General features: G+C 70.7%; 21 protein-coding genes. 13 read left to right on the forward strand and 8 right to left on the reverse strand.

What is annotated here, in order from left to right:
• Window positions 1-27: 27 nt before the first annotated feature.
• The 7 genes from ACWFRU_RS26515 (at window position 28) to ACWFRU_RS26545 (ending at window position 8,752) form a co-directional block, all read left to right on the forward strand.
• The gene (locus tag ACWFRU_RS26515; protein ID WP_453690658.1) at window positions 28-936 is read left to right on the forward strand and encodes a diacylglycerol kinase; all 909 of its coding nucleotides are present in this window, start codon (window positions 28-30) and stop codon (window positions 934-936) included.
• 52 nt (window positions 937-988) lie between these two features.
• Window positions 989-3,799 carry a DEAD/DEAH box helicase gene (locus tag ACWFRU_RS26520; protein WP_453690659.1) on the forward strand — a complete coding sequence of 937 codons (2,811 nt, stop codon included), beginning with the start codon at window positions 989-991 and terminating at the stop codon, window positions 3,797-3,799.
• A gap of 383 nt (window positions 3,800-4,182) precedes the next feature.
• On the forward strand, window positions 4,183-5,820 hold the full coding sequence (locus tag ACWFRU_RS26525) for an ATP-binding protein (protein ID WP_453690660.1): 1,638 nt from the start codon (window positions 4,183-4,185) through the stop codon (window positions 5,818-5,820).
• The gene (locus ACWFRU_RS26530) at window positions 5,817-6,224 is read left to right on the forward strand and encodes a roadblock/LC7 domain-containing protein (RefSeq protein WP_363210896.1); all 408 of its coding nucleotides are present in this window, start codon (window positions 5,817-5,819) and stop codon (window positions 6,222-6,224) included. Before ACWFRU_RS26525 ends, ACWFRU_RS26530 begins: the two co-directional genes overlap by 4 nt.
• Complete coding sequence (locus tag ACWFRU_RS26535) at window positions 6,221-6,610, forward strand: DUF742 domain-containing protein (protein ID WP_453690661.1); 390 nt, start codon at window positions 6,221-6,223, stop codon at window positions 6,608-6,610. The genes ACWFRU_RS26530 and ACWFRU_RS26535 overlap by 4 nt, the downstream gene beginning before the upstream one ends.
• Complete coding sequence (locus ACWFRU_RS26540; RefSeq protein ID WP_453690662.1) at window positions 6,591-7,205, forward strand: GTP-binding protein; 615 nt, start codon at window positions 6,591-6,593, stop codon at window positions 7,203-7,205. The genes ACWFRU_RS26535 and ACWFRU_RS26540 overlap by 20 nt, the downstream gene beginning before the upstream one ends.
• A 35-nt stretch (window positions 7,206-7,240) precedes the next feature.
• Window positions 7,241-8,752, forward strand: a complete 1,512-nt coding sequence (locus ACWFRU_RS26545; protein WP_453690663.1) for a cytochrome P450 — start codon at window positions 7,241-7,243, stop codon at window positions 8,750-8,752.
• Here the strand turns inward: ACWFRU_RS26545 and ACWFRU_RS26550 are convergent.
• The 4 genes from ACWFRU_RS26550 to ACWFRU_RS26565 form a co-directional block, all read right to left on the reverse strand.
• Window positions 8,746-9,654, reverse strand: a complete 909-nt coding sequence (locus tag ACWFRU_RS26550) for an RluA family pseudouridine synthase (RefSeq protein WP_453690737.1) — start codon at window positions 9,652-9,654, stop codon at window positions 8,746-8,748. The genes ACWFRU_RS26545 and ACWFRU_RS26550 overlap by 7 nt on opposite strands.
• 111 nt (window positions 9,655-9,765) lie before the next feature.
• Window positions 9,766-10,362 carry a GNAT family N-acetyltransferase gene (locus ACWFRU_RS26555; protein ID WP_453690664.1) on the reverse strand — a complete coding sequence of 199 codons (597 nt, stop codon included), beginning with the start codon at window positions 10,360-10,362 and terminating at the stop codon, window positions 9,766-9,768.
• Between the two features lie 111 nt (window positions 10,363-10,473).
• Window positions 10,474-11,319 (reverse strand): siderophore-interacting protein, encoded by an 846-nt coding sequence (locus tag ACWFRU_RS26560; protein ID WP_453690665.1) that lies wholly within the window; start codon window positions 11,317-11,319, stop codon window positions 10,474-10,476.
• Between the two features lie 52 nt (window positions 11,320-11,371).
• Complete coding sequence (locus ACWFRU_RS26565) at window positions 11,372-12,277, reverse strand: 5'-3' exonuclease (RefSeq protein WP_453690738.1); 906 nt, start codon at window positions 12,275-12,277, stop codon at window positions 11,372-11,374.
• 278 nt (window positions 12,278-12,555) lie between these two features.
• Here ACWFRU_RS26565 and ACWFRU_RS26570 point away from each other — a divergent pair, with 278 nt between their 5' ends.
• From ACWFRU_RS26570 to ACWFRU_RS26590, 5 genes are all read left to right on the forward strand, one after another.
• Window positions 12,556-13,716 carry a quaternary amine ABC transporter ATP-binding protein gene (locus ACWFRU_RS26570; RefSeq protein WP_453690666.1) on the forward strand — a complete coding sequence of 387 codons (1,161 nt, stop codon included), beginning with the start codon at window positions 12,556-12,558 and terminating at the stop codon, window positions 13,714-13,716.
• Window positions 13,709-16,321, forward strand: a complete 2,613-nt coding sequence (locus tag ACWFRU_RS26575; protein ID WP_453690667.1) for an ABC transporter permease/substrate binding protein — start codon at window positions 13,709-13,711, stop codon at window positions 16,319-16,321. Before ACWFRU_RS26570 ends, ACWFRU_RS26575 begins: the two co-directional genes overlap by 8 nt.
• 161 nt (window positions 16,322-16,482) lie before the next feature.
• Complete coding sequence (locus ACWFRU_RS26580; RefSeq protein ID WP_453690668.1) at window positions 16,483-17,487, forward strand: hypothetical protein; 1,005 nt, start codon at window positions 16,483-16,485, stop codon at window positions 17,485-17,487.
• 105 nt (window positions 17,488-17,592) lie between these two features.
• Complete coding sequence (locus ACWFRU_RS26585; RefSeq protein ID WP_365820918.1) at window positions 17,593-18,165, forward strand: helix-turn-helix domain-containing protein; 573 nt, start codon at window positions 17,593-17,595, stop codon at window positions 18,163-18,165.
• 25 nt (window positions 18,166-18,190) lie between these two features.
• The gene (locus tag ACWFRU_RS26590; RefSeq protein ID WP_453690669.1) at window positions 18,191-18,925 is read left to right on the forward strand and encodes a helical backbone metal receptor; all 735 of its coding nucleotides are present in this window, start codon (window positions 18,191-18,193) and stop codon (window positions 18,923-18,925) included.
• On the opposite strand, the gene ACWFRU_RS26595 is transcribed toward ACWFRU_RS26590, so the two are convergent.
• Window positions 18,852-20,015, reverse strand: coding sequence for a TDT family transporter (locus tag ACWFRU_RS26595; RefSeq protein ID WP_453690670.1), 1,164 nt, complete (start codon window positions 20,013-20,015; stop codon window positions 18,852-18,854). The two genes, ACWFRU_RS26590 and ACWFRU_RS26595, sit on opposite strands and share 74 nt — an antisense overlap.
• A 70-nt stretch (window positions 20,016-20,085) precedes the next feature.
• Here ACWFRU_RS26595 and ACWFRU_RS26600 point away from each other — a divergent pair, with 70 nt between their 5' ends.
• Window positions 20,086-21,054: a LysR family transcriptional regulator gene (locus ACWFRU_RS26600; RefSeq protein ID WP_453690671.1), complete on the forward strand. Its 969-nt coding sequence runs from the start codon at window positions 20,086-20,088 to the stop codon at window positions 21,052-21,054.
• A 23-nt stretch (window positions 21,055-21,077) separates the two neighbouring features.
• On the opposite strand, the gene ACWFRU_RS26605 is transcribed toward ACWFRU_RS26600, so the two are convergent.
• From ACWFRU_RS26605 to ACWFRU_RS26615, 3 genes are all read right to left on the reverse strand, one after another.
• Window positions 21,078-21,776, reverse strand: a complete 699-nt coding sequence (locus ACWFRU_RS26605; protein WP_453690672.1) for a gamma-glutamyl-gamma-aminobutyrate hydrolase family protein — start codon at window positions 21,774-21,776, stop codon at window positions 21,078-21,080.
• A gap of 32 nt (window positions 21,777-21,808) precedes the next feature.
• On the reverse strand, window positions 21,809-23,254 hold the full coding sequence (eat, locus tag ACWFRU_RS26610) for an ethanolamine permease (protein ID WP_453690673.1): 1,446 nt from the start codon (window positions 23,252-23,254) through the stop codon (window positions 21,809-21,811).
• 151 nt (window positions 23,255-23,405) lie between these two features.
• Window positions 23,406-24,176: a FadR/GntR family transcriptional regulator gene (locus ACWFRU_RS26615; protein ID WP_453690674.1), complete on the reverse strand. Its 771-nt coding sequence runs from the start codon at window positions 24,174-24,176 to the stop codon at window positions 23,406-23,408.
• Window positions 24,177-24,218 lie beyond the last annotated feature (42 nt).

Consider the following 24,218-nt stretch of genomic DNA (forward strand, 5'->3'; position numbering starts at 1 on the left):
CCCGCACACTCCGTCCGGGGGACCCCAGTGACCAGCGACATCACACTCTTCGTCAATCCCACCGCGGGCCGCGGCCGGGGCGCCCACGCGGCGCAGCCGGCCGCTTCCGCGTTGCGGGCCGCGGGCCACTCCGTCCGCACGGTCATCGGGGAGGACTCCGCCGACGCGCTGCGCCGGGCACGCGAAGCCGTGGACGCCGGGACGCGCGCGCTGATCGCCGTCGGCGGTGACGGCATGGCGAGCCTCGCGCTGCAGGCCGTCGCGCGGACCTCGACGCCCTTGGGCGTGGTCGCCGTGGGCACCGGCAACGACTTCGCGCGTGCCCTCGGTCTTCCGGTGCGCGACCCGGCCGCCGCGGGGGCCGTCATCGCCGAGGCGCTCGACGCGGGGCGCACCCGCGACGTCGACCTGGGGCGGGTGGGCAAGACGTGGTTCGGCACCGTGCTCGCCTCCGGCTTCGACTCACGGGTCAACGACCGGGGCAACCGGATGCGCTGGCCCACCGGCCGCTTCAAGTACGACCTCGCCATGGCCGTGGAGCTCGCGGCCTTCCGGCCCACCCCGTTCCGCATCACCCTTGACGACGAGCAGGTCCACGAGATCGACGCGACGCTCGTCGCCGTGGGCAACGGCACCTCGTACGGCGGGGGCATGAGGATCTGCGCGCGGGCCGACATGAGTGACGGCCTCTTCGACGTCACGGTCGTCCGTGACTGCAGCCGTACGACGCTCCTGAAGGTCTTCCCGCGGGTCTACAAGGGCACGCACCTGGATCACCCCAAGGTCACCGTGTTCCGGGCCTCGAAGGTGGAGATCGCCGCGCCCGGAGTCACCGGTTACGCGGACGGGGAGCAGCTCGGCGGCCTGCCGCTGACGGCACAGTGCGTGCCGGGGGCCGTACGTGTGCTCGGGCCCGGGGGACCGCGGGAGCCGTAAGACAGATAATGATCGTCCGTTGTCAGTGGTGGCCGGTAGTCTCGAAAGCACGATGACAGAGGACCTCTCACCGGCCGAGCGGTATGCGGCGGCGCGCGAGCGCGCTGTCGAGCAGGCCACAGCACTCGCCGGCTTCCGCGAGATGTACGAATTCGGCCTCGACCCCTTCCAGATCGAGGCCTGTCGGGCGCTCGAGGCGGGCAAGGGCGTGCTCGTGGCCGCCCCCACGGGTTCGGGCAAGACGATCGTCGGCGAGTTCGCCGTGCACCTGGCCCTGCTTCAGGGCAAGAAATGCTTCTACACCACGCCCATCAAGGCGCTCTCCAACCAGAAGTACGCCGACCTCTCCAAGAGGTACGGCGCGGACAAGGTCGGTCTCCTGACCGGCGACAACAGCGTGAACTCCGACGCCCCGGTGGTCGTGATGACCACCGAAGTCCTGCGGAACATGCTGTATTCGGGCTCGCAGTCGCTGCTGAACCTCGGCTATGTGGTGATGGACGAGGTGCACTACCTCTCCGACCGCTTCCGAGGAGCCGTCTGGGAAGAGGTGATCATCCACCTCCAGGAGTCGGTGACGCTGGTCTCCCTGTCGGCGACCGTCTCGAACGCCGAGGAGTTCGGCGACTGGCTGGACACCGTGCGCGGCGACACCCAGGTGATCGTCTCGGAGCACCGGCCGGTGCCGCTGTTCCAGCACGTCCTCGCCGGACGCCGGATGTACGACCTCTTCGAGGAGGGCGAGGGCCAGCGCAAGGCCGTCAACCCCGACCTCACGCGCATGGCGCGGATGGAGGCCAGCCGCTCGTACAACCCGCGTGACCGCCGCAAGGGCAAGATGGTCCGCGAGGCCGACCGTGAGCGCGAGCGCAGACAGCGGTCGAGGATCTGGACGCCGGGGCGCCCCGAGGTCATCGACCGGCTCGACTCCGAGGGCCTCCTTCCCGCGATCACCTTCATCTTCAGCCGCGCCGCCTGCGAGGCCGCCGTGCAGCAGTGCCTGCACGCGGGACTGAGGCTGAACGGCGAGGAGGCGCGGGCCCAGGTCCGCGAGATCGTCGAGGAGCGCACGGCCGCCATCCCGGACGAGGACCTGCACGTCCTTGGCTACTACGAATGGCTGGAAGGCCTGGAGCGCGGCATCGCCGCGCACCACGCGGGCATGCTGCCGACCTTCAAGGAAGTCGTCGAGGAGCTCTTCGTCCGCGGTCTCGTGCGAGCCGTCTTCGCCACCGAGACCCTTGCCCTGGGCATCAACATGCCCGCGCGCAGCGTGGTGTTGGAGAAGCTCGTCAAGTGGAACGGCGAGCAGCACGCGGACATCACGCCCGGTGAGTACACCCAGCTGACCGGTCGTGCCGGACGGCGTGGCATCGATGTCGAGGGCCATGCCGTGGTCCTGTGGCAGCGCGCCATGAGCCCGGAGCACCTCGCGGGCCTCGCCGGTACGCGCACGTATCCGCTGCGCTCCAGCTTCAAGCCCTCGTACAACATGGCGGTGAACCTGGTCGAGCAGTTCGGGCGCCACCGCTCGCGTGAGCTTCTGGAGACGTCCTTCGCGCAGTTCCAGGCCGACAAGTCGGTCGTCGGGATCTCCCGGCAGGTGCAGAAGAACGAAGAGGGACTTGAGGGCTACAAGGCCTCGATGACCTGTCACCTGGGCGACTTCGAGGAGTACGCCCGGCTGCGCCGCGAGCTGAAGGACCGGGAGACCGAGCTCGCCAAGCAGGGCGCCAACCAGCGCAGGGCTGCGGCGGCCGCCGCCCTGGAGAAGCTCAAGCCGGGTGACGTCATCCACGTGCCGACCGGGAAGTACGCGGGCCTGGCGCTCGTCCTGGACCCGGGCATCCCCGCGGGCCGGGTCAACGGCCACCGCGGCTTCGAGCACCAGGACGGGCCCAGGCCCCTGGTGCTCACCGCCGAGCGGCAGGTCAAGCGCCTGGCCTCGATGGACTTCCCGGTGCCGGTCGAGGCCCTTGAGCGGATGCGCATCCCGAAGTCGTTCAACGCGCGCTCGCCGCAGTCGCGCCGGGACCTGGCGTCCGCCCTGCGCACGAAGGCCGGGCACATCGTGCCGGAGCGGCACCGCAAGGGGCGCGCGGTCGCCGCCGACGACCGCGAGATCGCCCGGCTGCGCACGGAACTGCGGGCGCACCCCTGCCACGGGTGCGACGAGCGGGAGGACCACGCGCGGTGGGCCGAGCGCTTCCACCGCCTGCGGCGGGACACCGTGCAGCTCGAGCGCCGCATCGAGGGGCGCACGAACACCATCGCGCGGACCTTCGACCGGATCGTCGCGCTGCTCACCGAGTTGGACTACCTCCGGGGTGACGAGGTCACCCAGAACGGCAAGCGGCTCGCCCGGCTCTATGGCGAGCTGGACCTCCTGGCGAGCGAATGCCTGCGCGAAGGCGTGTGGGAGGGGCTCAACCCCGCCGAACTGGCCGCGTGTGTCTCGGCGTTGGTGTTCGAGGCCCGGGCGGCGGACGACGCGATCGCCCCGAAGCTGCCGTCGGGGAAGGTGAAGGCGTCCCTCGGCGAGATGGTGCGGATCTGGGGCCGGCTCGATGCCCTGGAGGAAGAGTTCAAGATCAACCAGGCGGAGGGGGTCGGGCAGCGGGAGCCGGACCTCGGGTTCGCCTGGTCGGCGTACATGTGGGCGTCGGACAAGGGCCTCGACGAGGTGCTGCGGGAGGCGGAGATGCCCGCGGGCGACTTCGTGCGGTGGTGCAAGCAGGTGATCGACGTGCTGGGGCAGATCTCGGCCGCCGCTCCCCGCGAGGGGTCCACCGTGGCCAAGAACGCCCGTAAGGCCGTGGATCAGCTGCTGCGAGGTGTGGTGGCGTACAGCTCCGTCGGCTGACCGGCCGCGACGCGCGGTCGGCGCCGAAGGGCGGGCCCGGGGATTTCACCCCCGGGCCCGCCCTTTCTCGTATCCAGATCCGCCTGTTCGACGCCATCACTCCACGTGTTCGATTGATCGCCACGCGTGCAAATGGAGCCGAGTGTATGCCCGTCGATGCGCGCGATGCAGGGCCTTGCTGAATATGACTCGGCGATGATTCCGGCGGACTAAGCTCGCCCGGAGCGCGGCGAGTTGAAACGTGTTGCGACGGATTCGCGCGTTTGTTCATAGATGTTTCGATTGTTCGCTTACGTCTACCGCTGCCAACTCCCCGCTCATTTCCCCCATTTCCCAGCACCGCCCCCCATTCCTCCCCCGAGACAAGTCTTCAGAGGGCATACATGGTGAGTGTTCAATCGCCTCCCGGTGGCCGAGAAGTCCCTTACGCACGCGTGCTGTTGCTGCCCGCCCTGCTGATGGCCGCGGCCACCGGAGCCGCGGTCGCCGCGGTGACGGAACCCGCCCGCATCGCGGTGGGCTGGTGCGGCGCGATCGCGACCCTCGTGGTCGTCGCGGTCGGCGCCGCAGCCGTGCGACGCGGCCGGACCATCCGGGAGTTGCACACCCAGTACGCGCAACGCATCGCTTCCCTGGAGCAGCGCATCGCGTCCCATGACGACGAGACCATCCGCCTGGGCAGGGAGATCATCCCCGAGGCCGTCTTCCGGCTCCGGCAGGGCGAAGCGCCCTCGGAGATCATCCGCCATCTCATCGACGGCGACGAGTCCTTCGCCGAGCTGCCGTTCCCACAGCGCAAGCTGCTCCGGAACGTCCTGGACACCCTGGACTCCGGAGAGGCGAGCCGCGAGTCCTCGCAGCGCGCCTTCGTCAACATCGCCCGTCGCGTCCAGGCCATCGTCCACCAGCAGTCCGCGGAACTGCGCGAGATGGAGGAGTTCCACGGCCGCAACCCCGAGGTCTTCGACGACCTGCTCCGCATCGACCACGGCACCGCGCTGATCGGCCGCCTCGCCGACTCGATCACCGTGCTCGGCGGCGCCCGCCCGGGACGCCAATGGCCCAAGCCCGTACCGCTGTTCAGCGTGCTGCGCGGCGCCATGTCCCGCATCCTGGAGTACCAGCGCGTCGACCTGCACTCGATCGCCAAGGTCGCGATCCGCGGCACGTCCGTGGAACCGCTCATCCACGCCTGCGCCGAGCTGCTCGACAACGCTACGCGCTACTCGCCGCCGCAGACCCGCGTGCACGTCACCGCCGTCGAGGTGCAGACCGGCATCGCCGTCGAGATCGAGGACGGCGGCGTCAGCCTCAGCGAGGAGGCACGGGCCCGGGCCGAGCGCATGCTCGCGCAGGCCCAGGCCGGCTACGACCTGAACGACCTCGGCGAGAGCCCGCGCCTCGGCATGGCCGTCGTGGGACGGCTCTCGCAGATGTACAACCTGCAGGTCTCGCTGCGGCAGTCCGCGTACGGCGGCGTCCGCGCGGTGCTCATCGTCCCGCGCGAGATGCTCACCACCGGACCCGCCCCCGGCCTCGCCCACGGCATCGGCGCGTCCGCGGTGCCCCGGGTGAACTCCGAAGGCGTGCCCATCGAGGAGGCCCACGGCATCCGGCGCAAGAAGCCCCGGGTGATGACGGCAGGACCGCCGCTCCCCAAGTCGTTCGGCGCGGCCATGGAGGACGACATCCCCGAGGTCACCGAATGGACCTCGGGCGGCCTGCCGCAGCGCCGCAGCCGCGTCCGCACCCCGCTGGCCGAGCGTCTCGCCCAGGAAGCCGCGGACGAGAAGTACCACAAGCAGCGCGCTCAATACGCCCCGCAGGCGGCCGCGCCGGTTGTACCCGAACCGGCGAAGAAGGAGGAGAAGGAGCCCGGCCTCTGGATCGAGGCCTTCATGAAGGGCGTGAACGGCGACGACTCCGCAGCCGATGACCCGTTGCTCCCCAAGGGCCACAGCGAGAACGACCACGGCACCGCCGACAGTGCCGACAACGCCGACGAGGGGGGCTGGAAGTGATCCAGCAACGGGCCAATTTCGACTGGATGCTCAAGGAACTCGCCGACGGCGTGCCGCAGACCCGGCAGATCGTGGTGCTCTCCGCGGACGGCCTGCGCATCGCGCGCTACGGCGGCGACCCTGACGCGGCCGACCGGATCGCCGCCGCCTGCGCGGGGCTTCAGTCCCTGGCGGCGGCGGTCGCCACCGAGATCCCGCACGCCGACGGCGGCATGCGCATGGTGATCATCGAGGTCGGCGGCGGCTACTTCTATCTGATGGCGGCGGGCGCCGGGGCGTATCTCGCCGTGCTCGCCGACGAGACCGTCGACGCGGGCCTCATCGGCAACCGCATGCGGGACCTGGTCGTCCGGATCGGCGCCCATCTGACGAGTCCGCCCCGGCGAGACGGGCAGGCCGTATGAATCCTCCGCAAGGGGACAACCCCTCCCACCGAGACGACCCTCCCCAACGGGAACGGCGCAGCCCGGAGAACCCCGAGCGGCTCTACATCCTGACCGGTGAGGACACGGAGCGGGCAGCGATCGACCTCGTCACGCTGATCGTCGCGAACGGCGAGGCACCGCCCACGGCAGAACCCGAGCACTCCGACGTCCTGCGGCTGTGTCAGACGCCGCTGTCCGTCGCCGAGCTCTCCGCGTACCTCGCGCTGCCGTACAGCGTTGTGACCGTGCTCCTCACCAGGATGCTCGAGGCCGACCTGGTACAGGCGCGGGCATCGATCGTCCGCTCCACGCTCCCCGATCGTTCACTCCTCGAAGCGGTGATGCATGGACTTCAAAAGCTCTGACACGATCACCGGGCCCAGCAGCGAAGAGGTCCTGCCGCATACGGCCACGGCCGCCGTGAAGATCGTGATCGTGGGCGGCTTCGGGGTCGGCAAGACGACGATGGTCGGCTCCGTCAGCGAGATCCGTCCGCTGACCACCGAAGAGACCATGACCCAGGCGGGCATCGGCGTCGACGACAACTACGGCTCCGACACCAAGACGGCCACCACCGTCGCGATGGACTTCGGCCGGATCAGCATCTCCGAAGAGCTGGTGCTCTACCTGTTCGGCACCCCCGGCCAGGAGCGCTTCTGGTTCCTGTGGAACGGCCTCTTCGAAGGCGCGCTGGGCGCGGTGGTCCTCCTGGACACCCGACGCCTCGAGGTCAGCTTCGACGTGATCGGCCGCCTGGAGGAACGCGGCGTGCCCTTCGTCGTCGCCGTCAACGACTTCCCCGACGCGCCCCATCACCCGATGGAGACGCTGCGCCGCGCACTCGACCTGGACGACGCGGTGCCGATGGTGAAGTGCGACGCCCGGCAGCGCGCGTCGAGCCGGGACACCCTGCTGACCCTCATGCGGTACCTGCACTCCCTGACCGTGGCCCCCGTCTGACAACTCCCCCTATTCGCAACCCCGGAGCGACGAACGTGACGACTCCTTCCCAACCCCACACCGGCACGGACGACCCCGCCGTGCCACCGCCCGGCTGTCCCGCGCACGGTCTGGGCGCCGGCGGCCTGCGCCGTCTCTACGGACCCGAGGCGGAGACCGACCTCGCGGGCGTGTACGAGAAGCTGCGTGCCGAGCACGGCGCGGTGGCCCCGGCCCTGCTGCACAACGACGTACCCATCTGGGCGGTCCTCGGCCACAGCGAGAACCTGCACATGGTCCGCACCCCCTCGCAGTACACCCGCGACCCACGCCAGTGGCGGGCCATCATCGACGGCTCCATGGGCCCGGACAACCCGCTCGCCCCCGTCGTCACCTACACGCCCATGGCCAGCATGGCCGAGGGCGCGGAGCACGAGCGGCTGCGCGGCGCGGTCACCGGCGCCATGGCGCTCCTCGACCACCGCGGCATCCGCCGCTACATCAACCGGTACAGCAACCTCCTGCTCAACGACATCTGCCAGGCCGGGCGCGCGGACGTCGTGAGCCAGTTCGCCGAGCATCTGCCGATGATGGTGATGTGCCATGTCATCGGCATGCCCGAGGAGTACAACGAGCGGCTGGTGCAGGCCGCCCGCGACATGCTCAGGGGCACCGAGACCGCCATCGCCAGCAACGCGTACATCATGGACGCGCTGACGCGGCTCGTGGCGCGGCGCCGGGCGCAGGCCGAGGAGGACTTCACCAGCAACCTCATCGCGCAGCCCGCGCAGCTCACGGACGACGAGGTCGCCGCGCACCTGCGCCTCGTGCTCATCGCCTCGTACGAGGCCACGGCCAACCTCATCGCCAACGCCCTGCGCATGGTCCTGACCGACCCGCGCTTCCGCGCCCAGCTCAGCGGCGGCCAGATGACGGTCCCCGAGGCGGTCGAGCAGTCCCTGTGGGACGAGCCGCCGTTCAGCGCGATGATCGGCTACTTCGCCAAGCAGGACACCCAGCTCGGCGGCAAGCAGATCAAGGCGGGCGACGGTCTGATCCTCGGCATCGCGCCGGGCAACGTCGACCCCGTCGTACGCCCGGACCTCACCGCCAACATGCAGGGCAACCGCTCCCACCTGGCGTTCAGCGGCGGGCCGCACGAGTGCCCGGGGCAGGATCTCGGCCGTGCCATCGCCGACACGGGGGTGGACGCGCTGCTCATGCGCTTCCCGGACGTGGAACTCGACTGCGAGGAACACGAGTTGAGGTGGACCTCCTCGATCCTCTCCCGGCACCTGGTGTCGCTCCCGGTGCATTTCGCGCCGCGGCCTCCGCAGGACGTGATGGCGCGGCCCATGGCGCGGGTCCCCGACGCGCGCAACGAATGGCATGTGTCGTCGCCGGCTCCACGGCCCGCGTATCCCGCGACGCCCGCGCCCCGGCCCACGCCTGGTCCGGCCGCGCAGCCTGCCGCTCCGCCGCCCGTGCCGGAGGCCGCGCCGGTGGCCGTTTCGGTGCCGCGGCAGGGGGCGTGGCGGAGGTTCGTGACCTGGTGGCGGGGCTACTGACCGCCCGCTGACGGGTTCTCGTTCTCCCAGGAGTCGTACGAGGTCCAGGCGCCCAGGGTGCGGGTGCTGACGAAGCGGTGGTCGGCGCCCGTGACGGGGTCCCTGAACTCCAGTACGCGGGAGAGGAGTTGGAGGGGCCGCCGGAAATCGTCCGGCGGCACCGGCCCCGCCACCAGCGGGTAGACCGGATCTCCGAGGATCGGCAGGCCAAGGGCGTTCATGTGCACGCGCAGCTGGTGGGTGCGGCCGGTGTGCGGAGTGAGGCGGTAGCGCCCCAAGGTGCCGTTGTGCTCAACGAGTTCGACGCGGCTCTCGCTGTTGGGGTCGGCGCCGGGAACCTCGTAGGCGGCGATGATGCCGCGCTCCTTGACGATGTGGCTGCGCACGGTGCGGGGGAGTGCGATGCCGGGGTCGTGGGCGGCCACGGCCTCGTACTCCTTCGACACCCGCCGCTCGCCGAACAGCGTCTGGTACGCGCCGCGTTCCTCCGGCCGCACGGTGAAGAGGATCAGCCCCGCGGTGAGCCGGTCCAGGCGGTGCGCCGCGCCGAGCGTGGGGAGGCCGAGGTCCCTGCGGAGCCGGGCGAGCGCGGTCTCGGTGACATGGCTGCCGCGGGGTGTGGTCGCCAGGAAGTGGGGCTTGTCGGCGACGACGATGTGCTCGTCGCGGTACACCACGTCGATGGCGTACGGCACCGGGACCTCGTCCGGCAGGTCGCGGTGGAACCACACGAAGGTGCCGGGGACGTAGGGGGCGTCCGGCGTCACGGGAAGCCCGTCCACGCCGACGATCAGCCCGTCTCTCAGCATCCCGTCGATGACCCCGGGCCCGGCCTTCAGCCGCTCGACGAGATGGTCCCGTACGGTCGCCCACGCTCCGTCGGCCGGCAGCTTGACCCGCATGGGGTCGACGCCGCGCCGCTGCGGCAGGGGAGAGGGCGGGATACGGGGCTTACGGGTCACAACCGGCAACAGTACGGGGCCTGGCGGGGGTGCCCCGCCGTGTGCCTCGGGTCAGGAGCCCGCGGGCTCGTCCCCGTGGACACGGGCGTGCAGATGCATGTCGTGCCAGCCGTCCGCGTGCAGGACCGCGCTGCGCTTGGTGCCCTCCGGCGCGAAGCCGGCCTTGAGCGCGACACGGCAGGAGGCCTCGTTGGCCGTGGCGTGGGTGAGTTCGAGGCGGTGCAGGCCGATCTCGCCGAAGGCCCAGTCGCTCAGCGCCGTCACAGCGCGCGGGGCTATGCCCCGGCCGCGGGCGGACGGCATGGTCCAGTAGGCGACCTCGGCCTGTCCGTCGGCGAGCACGATCAGCCGCAGCGAGATCCGCCCCACCACCTCGTCCGTCGTGGCGTCGGCGACGGCCCAGTGCGCGTCGCGTTCCTCGGTCCACGCCGCGCGCCAGCCGTCGATCCAGCCGCGGGCCTCGTCGACGGAGTCGGCCTCGCGCGCGTGCCAGCGCCGCAGCACCGGGTCCTGGAACGCCTCGTACACGGCGGGCGCGTCGTCCAACGACCAGGGGCGCAGGAGCAGCCCTCCGGGAACGTCGATGGTGGGCTGCTTCTGCCGGGCGAGGGCGCCCGCCGCGACTACGTCCGAGATCTTGAAGGGCATGGGCGCATCGTGCCAGCGGGCACTGCCCGGGGAAACCGGTTTTGGTCTCTGCTCACGTGCGAGCCGGTGGGGGGGCTGATCGCGCAGATCCCCGCACCCCTGACGGGGCTGTCACGCCGAGGGCAGCGGTGCCTCCTGCTCGGCCTCGACCTGTGCGTTCCAGTCGCGCTTGGACGCCTGCCAGCCGTCCTCGTTGTCGCCCAGGCGCCAGTAGCCGGAGATCGAGAGGCGCTCGCGCGGGACCTGGCGCTCCACGCGGAGGTAGCGGCGCAGCTCCTTCACGAACCCGGCCTCACCGTGCACGAACGCCTGGACGTCGCCCGCCGGGAAGTCGAGGGCGCGTACGGCCTCGACGAGGGCCTCGCCCACCGGCCGCTGCCCGCGGTGCAGCCACACGATCTCCGCGACCGAGCTGATCTTCTGCTCCTCGTCCGCGTCGGCGACCTCCACGAAGGCGTACGCCTTGGCGCCCTCGGGCAGCGCCTCCAGCGACGCGGCGATCGCGGGCAGCGCGCTCTCGTCACCGGCCAGCAGATGCCAGTCGGCGTCGGCGTCCGGGGCGTACCCGCCGCCGGGGCCGAGGAAGCGGACCGTGGCGCCGGGCTGGACGTGCTGGGCCCACGGGCCCGCGAGGCCCTCGTCGCCGTGGACGACGAAGTCGACGGCGAGCTCGCGGGTCTGCGGGTCCCAGGAGCGCACCGTGTACGTACGCGTCACGGGCCACTGGTCGCGGGGGAACTCCTCGCGGATCCGCTGCATGTCGAACGGCTCCGGGTAGGTCACGCCCTCGGCGTCGAAGAGCAGCTTCACGTAATGATCGGTGGAGTCGCCCACCGTGAACTCCGCGAGACCCTCACCGCCCAGGACCACGCGCTGCATGTGCGGGGTGAGGCGCTCGGTGCGCACCACCTGGGCGACGTGGGCCTTCGGTGCCTTGCGTGCCGGACGTTCTGCCATGGCGGCGGCCTCCCCTGATCAAATGTTGCTTAGGCTTACCTAAGCTAACACCTCATCCCTGGAGAGTCGTGAGAAGTCGCTTCAGCGCCCCGCCCAGATTCCACCGCTCGGCCAGGTCGTCCAGGGCCGCGGGATCGCGGGGCTCGGCCGGCAGGGCGAGGTCGACGTCCGGCAGGGGTACGTCTCCCGCGACGCGGACCACCTTCGGGGCGACGGCCACATACGCCCGGGACTCGTCGAGCCGCTTGCGCTGGGAAGGCGTCAGCTTGCTCGTCCGGTCGTCCACCGCCGCCATGATTCCGGCCAAGTCTCCGTACGCGTCAAGGAGCTTGGCCGCCGTCTTCTCGCCGATGCCGGGGACGCCGGGCAGGCCGTCGCTCGGGTCGCCGCGCAGCAGTGCCAGGTCCACGTACCCGGAGCCGTCGACGCCGTACTTCTCGCGGAGCCAGGCCTCGTCGGTGAGTTGGAGGGAGCCGACGCCCTTGAGGGGGTAGAGGACGCGGATGCCCCGCTCGTCGTCGACCAGTTGATAGAGGTCGCGGTCGCCGGTGACGATGTCGACCGGGCCGGTGGCGCGGCCGGCGTACGTGCCGATCACGTCGTCCGCCTCGTACGACGGGACGCCCACGCGGGCGATGCCGAGCGCGTCCAGGACGTCCTCGATGATCGGGACCTGCGGCGCGAGGGTGTCCGGGGTCTCCTCGGCGTCCGGGCCCTGCTCGACCTCCTCGGCGACGCGATGCGCCTTGTACGAGGGGATCAGCTCGACCCGCCAGTGCGGGCGCCAGTCCGCGTCCATGCAGGCGACCAGGTCGTCCGGGCGGTGGTCCTGGACCAGCCGGGCGATGAAGTCGAGCAGACCGCGCACCGCGTTCACCGGTGTGCCGTCCGGGGCCTTCACGGAATCGGGGACCCCGAAATAGGCCCGGTAGTACAGGGACGCCGTGTCGAGCAGCATGAGCCGTCGCGTTCGCTGAGTCACCTTCGCATCATGCCGCACGGCACTGACACCGCACCTGATGCCGACCAGCCCTTCTCGGCCATCAGAAGTGAACGCAATGTGAACTGGAACACTCTTGCGTTTGATCTGCGTAAGTCAGGGCAGGCGCCGGGCCGGAGCGCCTCCGGTCGAGGATTCAACTATTTCGGCGGGCAAGTAAGCGGGCAGAACCCGCGTCGCTCCACGGCCCGCCGGCGGGGGAGGCGGGCCGTCTTGGTTCAACCCGAGAGGTGTATGTGTCCAGGCTGCAAGCCGAACACCTGTACAAGGTATTCGGCAGACGACCCGCTGACGCGGTGGAGAAACTCCGCCACGGAACCGACCGAGAGGAGCTGCGCGCCGAAGGCACCACCGCCGCGGTGATCGACGCCTCCTTCACGGTCGAGCCGGGCCAGATCTTCGTCGTCATGGGTCTCTCCGGATCCGGCAAGTCCACGTTGTTGCGCATGCTCAACGGACTGTCGGAGCCAACGGCCGGACAGGTGCTGTTCGACGGTCAGGACCTGACGGGTCTGAGCGCCCGTGAGCTGCGCGAGGTGCGCTCCAAGAAGATCAGCATGGTCTTCCAGCACTTCGCGCTCTTCCCGCACCGCAGCGTCCTCGAGAACGCCGGCTACGGCCTCGAGGTGCAGGGCGTGCCGCGCGCCGAGCGCGAGAAGCGCGCCACGGTCGCGCTCGAACTCGCCGGGCTCAAGGGCTGGGAGAAGTCCTGGCCCGACGAGCTCTCCGGCGGCATGCAGCAGCGCGTGGGCCTGGCCCGCGCGCTCGCGACCGACGCGGACCTGCTCCTCATGGACGAGTCGTTCAGCGCGCTCGACCCGCTGATCCGCCGCGACATGCAGGACCAGCTCCTGGAGCTCCAGAAGCGGCTGAAGAAGACCATCGTCTTCATCACCCACGACCTGAACGAGGCCATGCGCCTGGGCGACCAGATCGCCGTCATGCGCGACGGCGAGATCGTCCAGATCGGCACCGCCGAGGACATCCTCGTCACACCGGCCAACGACTACGTCGCCGCGTTCACGCAGGACGTCGACCGCTCCCGTGTCCTCACGGCGGGCGCGATCATGGCCGAGCCCGAGACCGTCTTCGGCACGAAGACGGCCGATGGCAAGGAGCTGCAGACCGCGCAGGACGTGCTGTCCGCGGCCCCCGCCACGGTCAGGGCCGAGACGCCGATCATCGAGCTGTTCACGCCATGCTCCACCAGTGACGTGGCCGTCGCCGTGACCGACGACGAGGGCGCGCTCGTCGGCGTCGTGCCGCGAGAACGGCTCCTCGCCGTACTCGGCGAGCCGATGACCAGTGAGGAAGAGCCGCAGGACGCTGCCGTCCCGCTCGACAAGACGCAGGACGACGGCGAGCAGGCCGTGGGCAAGGTGGTCAGCGGTGCCTAGGATTCCCTTCGGCGAGTGGGTCAACGACGGCGTCGACTGGCTGCTCAGCCACATGGCCTGGCTGTTCGACTTCTTCCAGACCGTCTTCCAGGGCGCGTACGACGGCATATCCGACCTGCTCCAGGCGCCCGAGCCGCTGCTCCTCGCGGGCATCTTCGCGGTCATCGCGTTCTGGCTGCGCGGTGTGGTCGCCGGCGTGCTGACCTTCGCGGGCTTCGCCTTCATCGTCTCGATGGAGCTGTGGGACCACGCGATGATGACGCTGTCCCTGGTGCTCGTCTCGACGATCATCGCGCTGATCATCTCCGTGCCCGTGGGCATCTGGGCGGCGCGCTCCAGCACCGTCAGCGGCATCGTCCGCCCGGTGCTCGACTTCATGCAGACGCTGCCGGCGATGATCTACCTCATCCCCGCCATCCTCTTCTTCGGGATGGGCGCCCCCGCGGGCATCGTCGCCACCCTGATCTTCGCCCTGGCCCCCGGCGTCCGCATGACGGAGCTGGGCATCCGCCAGGTCGACAAGGAACTGGTCGAGGCCGCGGACGCGTTCGGCACCACGCCGCGCAACATCCTGATGCGCGTCCAGCTGCCCCTCGCGCTTCCCACGATCATGGCCGGTGTCAACCAGGTCATCATGCTGGGCCTGTCCATGGCCGCCATCGCGGGCATGGTCGGCACCGAGGGCCTGGGCGCCGACGTCAACGAGGCCATCGGCCAGCTGAACGTCGGCCTCGGCTCCGAGGCGGGCGTCGCGATCGTCATCCTGGCGATCTACCTGGACCGCATGACCAGCTCGCTCGGCACCCAGGTCTCGCCGCTCGGCCGCCGCGCCGTCGCGAAGCTGCGGGCCGCGCACGGTCTGAACATCTGGACCTACCGTCCGCAGGCCGCCGTCGCGGTCGTCGGCGTCGTCGTCCTCGCGCTCGTCGCGGGCGGCATGGGCGTGTTCGGCGGATCGAAGTCCGGGGAAGCGGCCGCCGACTCCAAGAACGTCGGCCAGGGCAAGGAAATCAACATCGGCTACATCCCCTGGGACGAGGGCGTGGCCTCCACCTTCCTCTGGAAGGAGATCCTGGAGCAGCGCGGCTTCAAGCCGCAGACGAAGCAGCTCGAGGCGGGCCCGCTCTACACCTCGCTCGCGCAGGGCAGCATCGACTTCCAGACCGACTCGTGGCTGCCGACGACGCATGCCTCGTACTGGAAGAAGTACGGCGACAAGCTGGAGGACATGGGCTCGTGGTTCGGCCCGACCTCGCTGGAGCTCTCCGTGCCCTCGTACGTCAAGGGCGTCGACTCGCTCGAGGACCTCAAGGGCCAGAGCGGGAAGTTCAAGGGCAAGATCGTCGGCATCGAGCCGAGCGCCGGAATGATGGGCCTCCTCAAGGACAAGGTCCTCAAGGAGTACGGCCTCGACAAGGAGTACAAGGTCGTCGACGGCTCCACCCCGGCGATGCTGGCCGAGCTGAAGCGCGCGTACGCCAAGAAGGAACCGATCGTCACCACGCTCTGGTCGCCGCACTGGGCCTACAGCGACTTCAAGCTGAAGAAGCTCAAGGACCCCAAGGGTTCCTGGGGCAAGGGCGACGGCGTGCACTCGCTCGCGCGCAAGGGCTTCTCCAAGGAGAACCCGCAGGTCGCCAAGTGGCTCAAGGACTTCAAGATGAGCGAGAAGCAGCTCACGAGCCTTGAGGCGGAGATCAACAAGGCGGGCAAGGGCAAGCAGCAGGAAGCCGTCCGCGCCTGGCTGAAGAAGAACCCGGGCGTCGTCGACAAGCTGGCCCCGCTGCCGAAGAACTCCACCCCCGCGGAGGCGAAGCGTCCGCTGAACGCCGCGTACTTCGCGTGGGACGAGAACATCGCCGTCACCAATCTCTGGAAGCGTGTCCTGGAGAAGCGCGGCTACAAGATGAAGCTGACGCCGTCCGACGTCGGCCCGGTCTACACCGCTCTCGCGCAGGGTGACCTCGACCTGGATCTCGACGCCTGGCTGCCCACCGCCCAGAAGCAGTACTGGGAGAAGAACAAGGCGAACCTCAAGGACCTGGGCTCCTGGTACAGCCCGACGTCCCTGGAGATCGCCGTCCCGTCCTACGTCAAGGACGTGAAGTCGCTCGAGGACCTCAAGGGCAAGGGCGACAAGTTCAAGGGCAAGATCATCGGCATCGAGCCCGGTACGGGTGTGATGACGGCGCTCAAGGACAAGGTCCTGCCGGGCTACGGCCTGGACAAGGAGTACAAGATCGTCTCCGGTTCGACGCCCGCGATGCTCTCCGAGCTGAAGTCGGCGTACGCCAAGAAGGAGCCGGTCGCCGTCCTGCTCTGGTCGCCGCACTGGGCGTACAACGAGTACAAGCTCACCAAGCTGAAGGACCCCAAGGTCGGCTTCGGCAAGGGCGACACGATCCGGACGATCTCCAGCAAGGAGTTCCCGAAGCAGTACCCGCAGCTCACGAAGTGGCTCAAGGACTTCAAGATGAGCGAGAAGGAACTGGCCAGCCTGGAGAACGAGATCAACAAGGCGGGCAAGGGCAATGAGCCCAAGGCCGTCGACTCGTGGCTGAAGAAGAACCCGGGCTTCGAGCAGAAGATGACTCCGCAGTCGTAGCCCTGTACCGCTGAATCACCTTGAGGGGTGGGCGTCGTCCTTGTGGCGAAGCCCACCCCTCTCGGCGTTCCCGGGGGCAAATGCGCTCCCTAGGCTGGGCAGCCTCCCCGCTGCTCGAACGTAAGTGCCCCTCCGTGCCCTCCGTGCCTTCTGTGTCCCCCGTGCCCTCTGTGTCCCCCGTGAGCGTGCGCGTCTCCCGCACCGTCCTCGGCCTCGCCGTGTGCCTGGCCCTCGCCGCCGCCCTGCTCCTCGCGCACGTTGCGGGGGCGAGCTCCGCACCCGCCTCCGCGGGCACCGCCCGCCTCGCCGCCCTCGCCGAGGACGTCACCGCCGCCGACGGCCACCGCTACGACACGCGGGACCACACCGGCCGCACCATGGACGCCGCGCAGATCACGCAGGCCCCCGACGGCACCTATCTGGCCGTCTACCACACCCTCCTGGACGACGGCCGCTTCCATGCCGCCGTCGCCACCTCCACCGATCTGCGGCACTGGCACCGCCGCCACGACTTCGGTCCCGGCACCCATCAGGCGTCGCTCGCCTCCGACGGACGCGGCGGGTACGTCCTCGCCTACGAGAAGGACCCCAAGAACCACATCGCCGTACGCGGGTACGGGGACCGGGCGGCGCTGCTCGACGGGCGGGCCGCCCGGGCCTTCGACGCCCCGCGCACCCTCTCGCGGTGCGCCGAGGGCACGCCCGACGTCACCGCCGTACACGGCGACACCATCGAGCTCACCGGCCACTACCGCGCCGACTGCGACACCGACCGCCAGCTGCGCGCCACCCTGACCGGGTTCCGCCACTGGCACGCGACCCCCGACCGGCGGCTCGACCGGGCGCTGCAGACGTGGGGCAACGGCGGAAACCTCGGGGACCGGGCCGCCGTGCAGCTCGACGGGCGGGGCGTCCTGCTCGTGGAGGGGCAGCGGTGGCGGGGTGACTTCGGGAGCTGGCGGACCTACGCCTACGACCCCGCGAGCGGCCGGGCCGACCGCCTCGCCCTCTCCACCCACGGCAAAAGCCGCGCCTTCGCCAATCCCTCGGCGACCCTCCTCAGGGACCCGCGGGGCAGGCCTGCGTTGCTGGTCAGCCTGTTCATACCGGCACAAGGGGCGGCCCCCGGCGAGGCGGGTCAGCTTGTCTACTGGCGCAAGCTGTAGACGGCGGTCCTCGCAACGGGGCAAAACCGTTTGGCGAACATGCGTAGGGTGCAGAAAACCCAACAGGGTTGAGAGTGGACCGATGCGCAGAAGGGAGCCGAGGCGATGGACGAGCAGAAGGAAACCCTCCGGGTGGGCTCGGCCGTGCGGCGCCGCCGCCGGCAGCTGGAGCTCACCCTCGCCGTGGTGGCCGAGCGCAGCGGTCTCTCGGTGCCCTTCCTGAGCCAGGTCGAGAACGAGCGGGCGCGGCCCAGCAGGCGCTCCCTGCAGCGTGTCGCCGACGCGCTCCTGACGACCGACGTCGAACTGCTTGCCGCCGCGGATCCCGCGTGCACGGTCGACCTGATGCGCGCCGACGAGGGCGAGGGGGAGGGTTCGTCCCCCGACGTCCGTGTCCGCAACATGGTGCGCGGCCACCATCAGCTGCATGCCGTCGAGTTCACCGGCGACCACGACGAGGGCCGCGAGTTCCAGCACCGCAACGACGAGTTGATGTACGTGGTGGGCGGCGCCGTCGAGGTCGAGGCGGAGGGCAGGGCCTACCGCCTCGGACGCGGCGACAGCCTCTATCTGACCGGCGGAGTGCGCCACCGCTGGCGGGCGACCGTGCCGGACAGCCAAGTGCTCGTCGTGGCCGTCGCCGACCACATCGAGGCCGTGGACGGCTCGCGGCGCTGAGGGAATCGCACGGAGGGGGAGCACGGTGGCTGCTGGAACGCGGGTCGTCTCCCTGGTGCCCTCGCTGACCGAGGCGGTCGCGGTGAGCGCGCCGGGGGCGCTGGTGGGGGCCACGGAGTGGTGCAGCCATCCGGAGGACCTCGACGACCTGGGTGTCGTCCGCGTCGGCGGCACCAAGAATCCCGACGTGCGCCGGATCATCGCCCTCACCCCGGACCTGGTGATCGCCAACGAGGAGGAGAACCGCGCACCCGACCTCGCGGCGCTGCGGGCGGCGGGCATCCAGGTCCTCGTGACGGAGGTACGCGATCTGCCGGGCGCCTTCCGCGAACTGACCCGGGTGCTGGCCGCGTGCGGCGCCGGACGGCCGGGGTGGCTGTCCGACGCCGAGCGGGCGTGGGGCCGACTCCCGCTCCCCGAAGCCCGGTTGAAGGCGGTGGTCCCCATCTGGCGGCGCCCCTGGATGGTCCTGGGGCGCGACACGTTCGCAGGGGACCTGCTGCGGCGCCTCGGCGTCGACAACGCGTACGGGACGCACGCCGAGCGCTATCCGCGCGTCCCGATCGAGGAGCTGCGGGCCGTGGCCCCGGACGTGGTGGTCCTCCCCGACGAGCCCTACCGCTTCACCCCGGAGGACGGCCCCGAGGCGTTCACCGCCCCCACGGCCCTGATCAGCGGCCGCCACCTCACGTGGTACGGCCCGTCCCTGACGGAGGCCCCGACGGTACTCGGCGCGGCGCTGCGAGCAGCGTGCCGTTGAGGAGGCCGCGGAGGGTTTGGGTGAGGGCCACTGTCCAGGCGGTCAGGAGCAGGGCGTACAGGGCGAGGGCCAGCCAGTCGTAGAACGCGAGGCCGGTGTGTTTGCCCAGGCCCTCTGCGCCCGTGACGCAGGTACCGACGGGGAAGGTGAACGCCCACCAGGTCATCGCGAAGCGCATGCCCCGGCGCCTGGCCCGCACCACCATCGCGCCCGCGAGCGCCAGCCACAGCAGGGCGAAACCCATCACCGGGACGCCGTAGAGCACGGCGAAGACGGCGAAGCCCTGGTCGTACGGGGCCGGGACGACGCCTGCCGCGGCGGTGTCGGCGAACTTGTTCACGGCGGTCGTCGACTGGCCCAGCGGGCCGAGGACCAGGAACAGCGCGGGGGTGAGCGCGAGGGGGTACGGGCCGCCGGTCAGCAGGCGGGCGAAGATCATCGGGAGCATCACCAGGGTGGCGAGCAGGCTCAGGCCGAACATCGCGAAGCAGGCGTAGAGGAGTGTCTGTTGGGCCTGGCCCGCCGGGAGATGGGGGACCAGGAGCGGGCCGAGGGCGGCCGACACCATGGGTGCCACCAGGGGCAGCAGCCAGACGGGGGACGCCTGGGCCGGCTCGATGCGGTGCTTCACCACCATGAGGTACGGGATCGCGACGGCCGCCGTGAGGCCGATGACCGTGCCCGCGGTGAAGAGGACGGCGTCCAGCGCGACCGCCGCGGTCGTCCCGATCCAGTCCTCGCCCACCAGGAGGGCGCCGCCGCCGACGGCGAGCAGGGCCATGGAGAGGCATCCGTAGAAGGGCGCCACGGCGGGGTCGAGGAGGTGGGCGCGGGCCTGGTCGCGGTGGTGGATCCAGTGCAGCGTCCGGGCGGCGAGCAGGGCGGCCAGCATCAACAGGGAGAGCGCCCAGACCGCGGTGCAGGCGCTCCGCAGGCCGGGGACGTGGACCGGCAGGGTCGCGCCGGCGCCGCCGATGATCGCCGTGCCCATGACGGCGGCGTACCAGTTCGGGCCGAGGTGTCGGGTGATACCGGGGGTGGTGCCGGCGGTGGTTCTCGTGAGTGTCTGGGGGTGGGCGACGGTGACCATGGTTCCACCGTCGCCGTTCGGCGGGCCCCCCACCAGGAGGCATCTTCGTATGAGGGCATAACCTGGGCTTATGAGTACGTCTTCTGGTTCCTCCGGTGTGTCCGATACGTCGCCGGGGGCGTCGCCGCTCGCGCATCGCGTGCCGGATCTCGGGGCGCTCGAACTGCTGCTCGCCGTGGCGCGGCTCGGCAGCCTGGGGCGGGCCGCGAAGGAGCTCGGCATCACGCAGCCCGCCGCGAGCAGCCGTGTCCGGTCGATGGAGCGGCAGCTCGGGGTCGCGCTGGTCGACCGGTCGCCGCGGGGGTCGCGGCTCACGGACGCCGGGGCGCTGGTCACCGACTGGGCGCGGCGGATCGTAGAGGCGGCCGAGGCGTTCGACGCGGGTGCGCAGGCTTTGCGGGACCGGCGGGACTCCCGGCTGCGGGTCGCGGCGAGCATGACGATCGCCGAGTATCTGCTGCCGGGCTGGCTGATCGCGCTGCGGACGCAGCGGCCGGACACGGCGGTGTCCCTGACGGCGGGCAACTCGACCGCGGTCGCGGAGCGGCTGCTCGCGGGCGAGGCGGACCTCGGCTTCGTCGAGGGGCTCGCCGTGCCGACCGGTCTGGACTCGGCGGTCATCGCCCACGACAGCCTGGTCGTCGTCACGGCGCCCGGCCACGCCTGGGCACGGCGCCGAAAGCCGCTGGGGGCGGGGGAGTTGGCGGCCACGCCACTGATTCTCCGGGAGGAGGGTTCGGGGACGCGGCAGGTTCTCGACGCGGCGCTGGGCGGTCTCGCGCGTCCGCTGATCGAGCTGTCGTCCACCACGGCGGTGAAGGCCTCCGCGGTGAGCGGGGCGGGGCCCGCGGTGCTGAGTGAGCTCGCGGTGGGCGAGGAGTTGTCGGCGCGGCGCCTGGTGGCCGTCCCCCTGGAGGGGGTTCAGCTACGCCGTGCGCTTCGGGCGGTGTGGCCCACGGGGCATCGCCCCACGGGACCGGCGAGGGACCTGCTGTCGCTCACTCGGGCGGGGGGCCCGGCTTCCCCCGCCGGGGGCTGAGTTCAGCCCCGCCCCCCGAACGCCTACCGCCCCGCCGCCTCCACCAGCGCCGACATCACCCGGAGGTCCGTACCCATCTCCGGGTGCCACTGCACCCCCAGTACCCAGTCCGCGGACGGCAGTTCCACCGCCTCCACCGTGCCGTCCTCCGCGTGGGCCGATGCGATCAGCTCGCGGCCCAGGCGGTCCACCGCCTGGTGGTGGTAGGTGGGGACGGCCGTCGCGGCCGGCGCGATGGACGCGTAGAGCGTGCCCGGCACCGGCTTCACCTCGTGCGTGCCGAAGACGCCCACCTCCACCACATGACCGTCCAGGTGCTGCACCAGCGTCCCGCCGAGGGCCACGTTCAGGAGCTGCATCCCCCGGCAGATGCCGAGCAGCGGCGTACCGGACGCCAACGCCGCCCCGATCAGGGCGAGTTCCCACGCGTCCCGCTCCGGCGCCGGAGGGCCGGTACGCTCCTCACGCTCCGCGCCGTAACAGGACGGGTCGACATCGGGGCCACCCGCGATGACCACGCCGTCCAGCCTGGCGACGACAGCATCGGCGTACGAAGGATCATCCGGCGGAAGCATGGCGGTGAGTCCGCCCGCCGCCTGCACAAGGCCCGGGTAGCCGGCCGGGAGCAGCGCCGCGGGCAGCTCCCACACGCCCCACCTCGCCTTCGCCTCCAGGTACGTGCTGACACCGATCAGCGGTCGGCCGGTGGTCGTCGTGCTCACCCTCGTCTCCCTCACACTCAGCCGCGACATGCTCAGTCGCGTTCCAGTTCCGCCTCCGCGGCCGCCAGCGCCGCGAACTCCTCCTCGGGCGCCCGCGCCACGAGATGCTTGCGGCTGTAGAGGCCGAAGTACGCGATCGCCACCACGTATACCGCGAGCGCGATCAGCGCCGCCGTCACGTCCACCAGGAACGTCGCGACCAGCGCCGAGCAGGCGAGGACCAGCGCCACCGACGACGTCAGCATGCCGCCCGGCGTGCGGTACGGCCGCTCCAGGTGCGGCTCCCTGCGGCGCAGCACGATGTGCGACAGCGACATCAGGGCGTACGAGATCGTCGCCCCGAACACCGCCACGTTCAGCATCCGCGCACCGTCCCCGGTCGCCGCGGCCAGGCTGAAGCCGATCGCCCCGGGGACCAAAAGTCCCAGGTAGGGAGCCTTGCGGCTGCTCGTGAGGGAGAGGAAGCGCGGCAGGTAGCCCGCCCTGGACAGGGCGAACAGCTGGCGCGAGCCCGCGTAGATCAGGGAGAAGAAGGAGGCCACCAGACCCGCGAGGCCCGCGTAGTTCACGATCCGGCTCAGTGCCGTCGCCTCACCGTTCGGCTGCAACGCCTCCACCAGCGGATTGCCCGCGTCCTGGATCGCGTTCGCGCCGCGTGCCCCCGCCGACGCGAAGAACGTGAGGAGCGCGAGGACGATGAGGATGGCCATCGACCAGCGGATCGCGCGCGGCAGGGTGCGGGCCGGGTCCTTCGTCTCCTCCGCCGCCAAGGGGACGCCTTCCACCCCCAGGAAGAACCACATGCCGAACGGGAACGCCGCCCAGATGCCCAACAACCCCATCGGCAGCCAGGAGTTGGAGCCGAACGCGTCCGCCTCCACGGGGATGTCGTTCAGCTTCGACGCGTCGAAGTCCATGAACGCGCCGACCGCGAAGACGAGCAGCGCCGCCACCGCGATGCCCGTGACCACGAAACTGAACCGCAGCGCTTCGCCGACCCCCCACAGGTGGATGCCGATGAAGATCACGAAGCAGGCCAGGTACACCGGCCAGCCGGAGGTGAGTCCGAACAGGCCGAGCGACTCGACGTAGTCGCCGATGAAGATGGAGATCGCGGCCGGCGCCAGGATGTACTCGATGAGGATCGCCGTGCCGGTGAGGAAGCCTCCCAGCGGGCCGAGCGCCCGGCGCGCGAAGCCGTAGCCGCCGCCCGCCGTCGGCAGGACCGACGACAGTTCCGCCAGCGAGAACACCATGCACGCGTACATGACGCCCATCAACGCCATGGCGATCCCGAGGCCGCCGAATCCGCCCTCCGCCAGGCCGAAGTTCCAGCCCGAGTAGTCGCCGGACACCACATAGGCGACACCGAGGCCGGTGAGCAGCAGCCAGCCCGCGCTGCCCCGGCGCAGTGTCCTGCGCTCCAGATAGTCGTCCGCCGGTTCGGCGGCGCTCGTCTTGGGGGACTCCATGGTCATGGCACGGCTCCTATGTGACTGCGCGGCGGCGGCACTGCGGCGGGGTGACTCAATGGAACGGATGCATACCTTTGCCGTGCGACCGGCGAGAAAGCAAGACCCCTGCGTTACGTCGCCGTTAATCGCCCCTCTCCGCCCCTCACCCCGCCCCTTATGTCAGGAAGCCCCGCAGCAAGGCGGCCGTACCGGCGCAGTGCTCGCGCATCATCTCCCGCGCCCCGTCCGCGTCCCCGTCGAGCACGGCCTCCACCAGAGCGGTGTGCTGGCGCTGCGAATGCTCCAGGTTCCGGACCAGGAGCGGGATGCAGTCCAGGAGGTCGTTGACGGTCGCGCGGACCGCCGCGTACTGCGCGGTGAGCGAGGGGGAGCCGCACAGCTCGGCGAGTGTCAGGTGCAGCAGCGTGTCCAGACGACGGTATTCGGAGAGGGGCGCCTCGTGCGTCTGTACGAGCGCCGCACGCAGCCGCTCCCGCTGCTCGTCGCTCAGGCCGTGCGCCGCGCAGAGCCCGGCCGCGCCGACCTCGAGGACCTCGCGGAACCGCAGTGCGTCCTCGACGTCGACATCCGCCACGCGCCGCCGCAGCTCGTCCTCGCCGGCCGCCTCGGGGCGCGGACGCACGAACGTGCCGCCGTACCTGCCCCGCCGCGACTCGACCAGGCCCTGGTCCTGGAGCACCTTGAGGACCTCGCGCAGCGTGACCCGGCTGATGCCGAGGCGGTCGGCCAACTCCCGCTCCGACGGCAGGCGTTCGCCGCCGGGCACCAGGCCGAGGCGTACGACCTGGAGGATCTGTTCCAGGGCCTCCTCGAAGCCGTTGCCCGCCCGTACGGGGCGCAGGACCGGTGTGAGCCGGTCGTCCGCGGTCGCGGCGGAGCCGTCAGGGCCCGCCTCACCGGCGACGTCGGCATCCGTGTGCGACATCTGGCCGTACCCCCTTCCCAATTAATGGTTCTCGGCAATACC

This window comes from Streptomyces sp. NPDC055099, assembly GCF_053607685.1.

Excerpts from the sequence above, each read along its gene's own strand:
- ACWFRU_RS26560 (WP_453690665.1), bottom strand. The coding sequence starts at position 11,319 with ATGGCAGAACGTCCGGCACGCAAGGCACCGAAGGCCCACGTCGCCCAG.
- ACWFRU_RS26550 (WP_453690737.1), bottom strand. The coding sequence starts at position 9,654 with ATGCGGGTCAAGCTGCCGGCCGACGGAGCGTGGGCGACCGTACGGGAC.
- ACWFRU_RS26555 (WP_453690664.1), bottom strand. The coding sequence starts at position 10,362 with ATGCCCTTCAAGATCTCGGACGTAGTCGCGGCGGGCGCCCTCGCCCGG.
- ACWFRU_RS26615 (WP_453690674.1), bottom strand. The coding sequence starts at position 24,176 with ATGTCGCACACGGATGCCGACGTCGCCGGTGAGGCGGGCCCTGACGGC.
- ACWFRU_RS26585 (WP_365820918.1), top strand. The coding sequence starts at position 17,593 with ATGGACGAGCAGAAGGAAACCCTCCGGGTGGGCTCGGCCGTGCGGCGC.
- eat (WP_453690673.1), bottom strand. The coding sequence starts at position 23,254 with ATGACCATGGAGTCCCCCAAGACGAGCGCCGCCGAACCGGCGGACGAC.
- ACWFRU_RS26525 (WP_453690660.1), top strand. The coding sequence starts at position 4,183 with ATGGTGAGTGTTCAATCGCCTCCCGGTGGCCGAGAAGTCCCTTACGCA.
- ACWFRU_RS26535 (WP_453690661.1), top strand. The coding sequence starts at position 6,221 with ATGAATCCTCCGCAAGGGGACAACCCCTCCCACCGAGACGACCCTCCC.
- ACWFRU_RS26595 (WP_453690670.1), bottom strand. The coding sequence starts at position 20,015 with ATGGTCACCGTCGCCCACCCCCAGACACTCACGAGAACCACCGCCGGC.
- ACWFRU_RS26540 (WP_453690662.1), top strand. The coding sequence starts at position 6,591 with ATGGACTTCAAAAGCTCTGACACGATCACCGGGCCCAGCAGCGAAGAG.
- ACWFRU_RS26600 (WP_453690671.1), top strand. The coding sequence starts at position 20,086 with ATGAGTACGTCTTCTGGTTCCTCCGGTGTGTCCGATACGTCGCCGGGG.
- ACWFRU_RS26565 (WP_453690738.1), bottom strand. The coding sequence starts at position 12,277 with ATGCTGCTCGACACGGCGTCCCTGTACTACCGGGCCTATTTCGGGGTC.
- ACWFRU_RS26520 (WP_453690659.1), top strand. The coding sequence starts at position 989 with ATGACAGAGGACCTCTCACCGGCCGAGCGGTATGCGGCGGCGCGCGAG.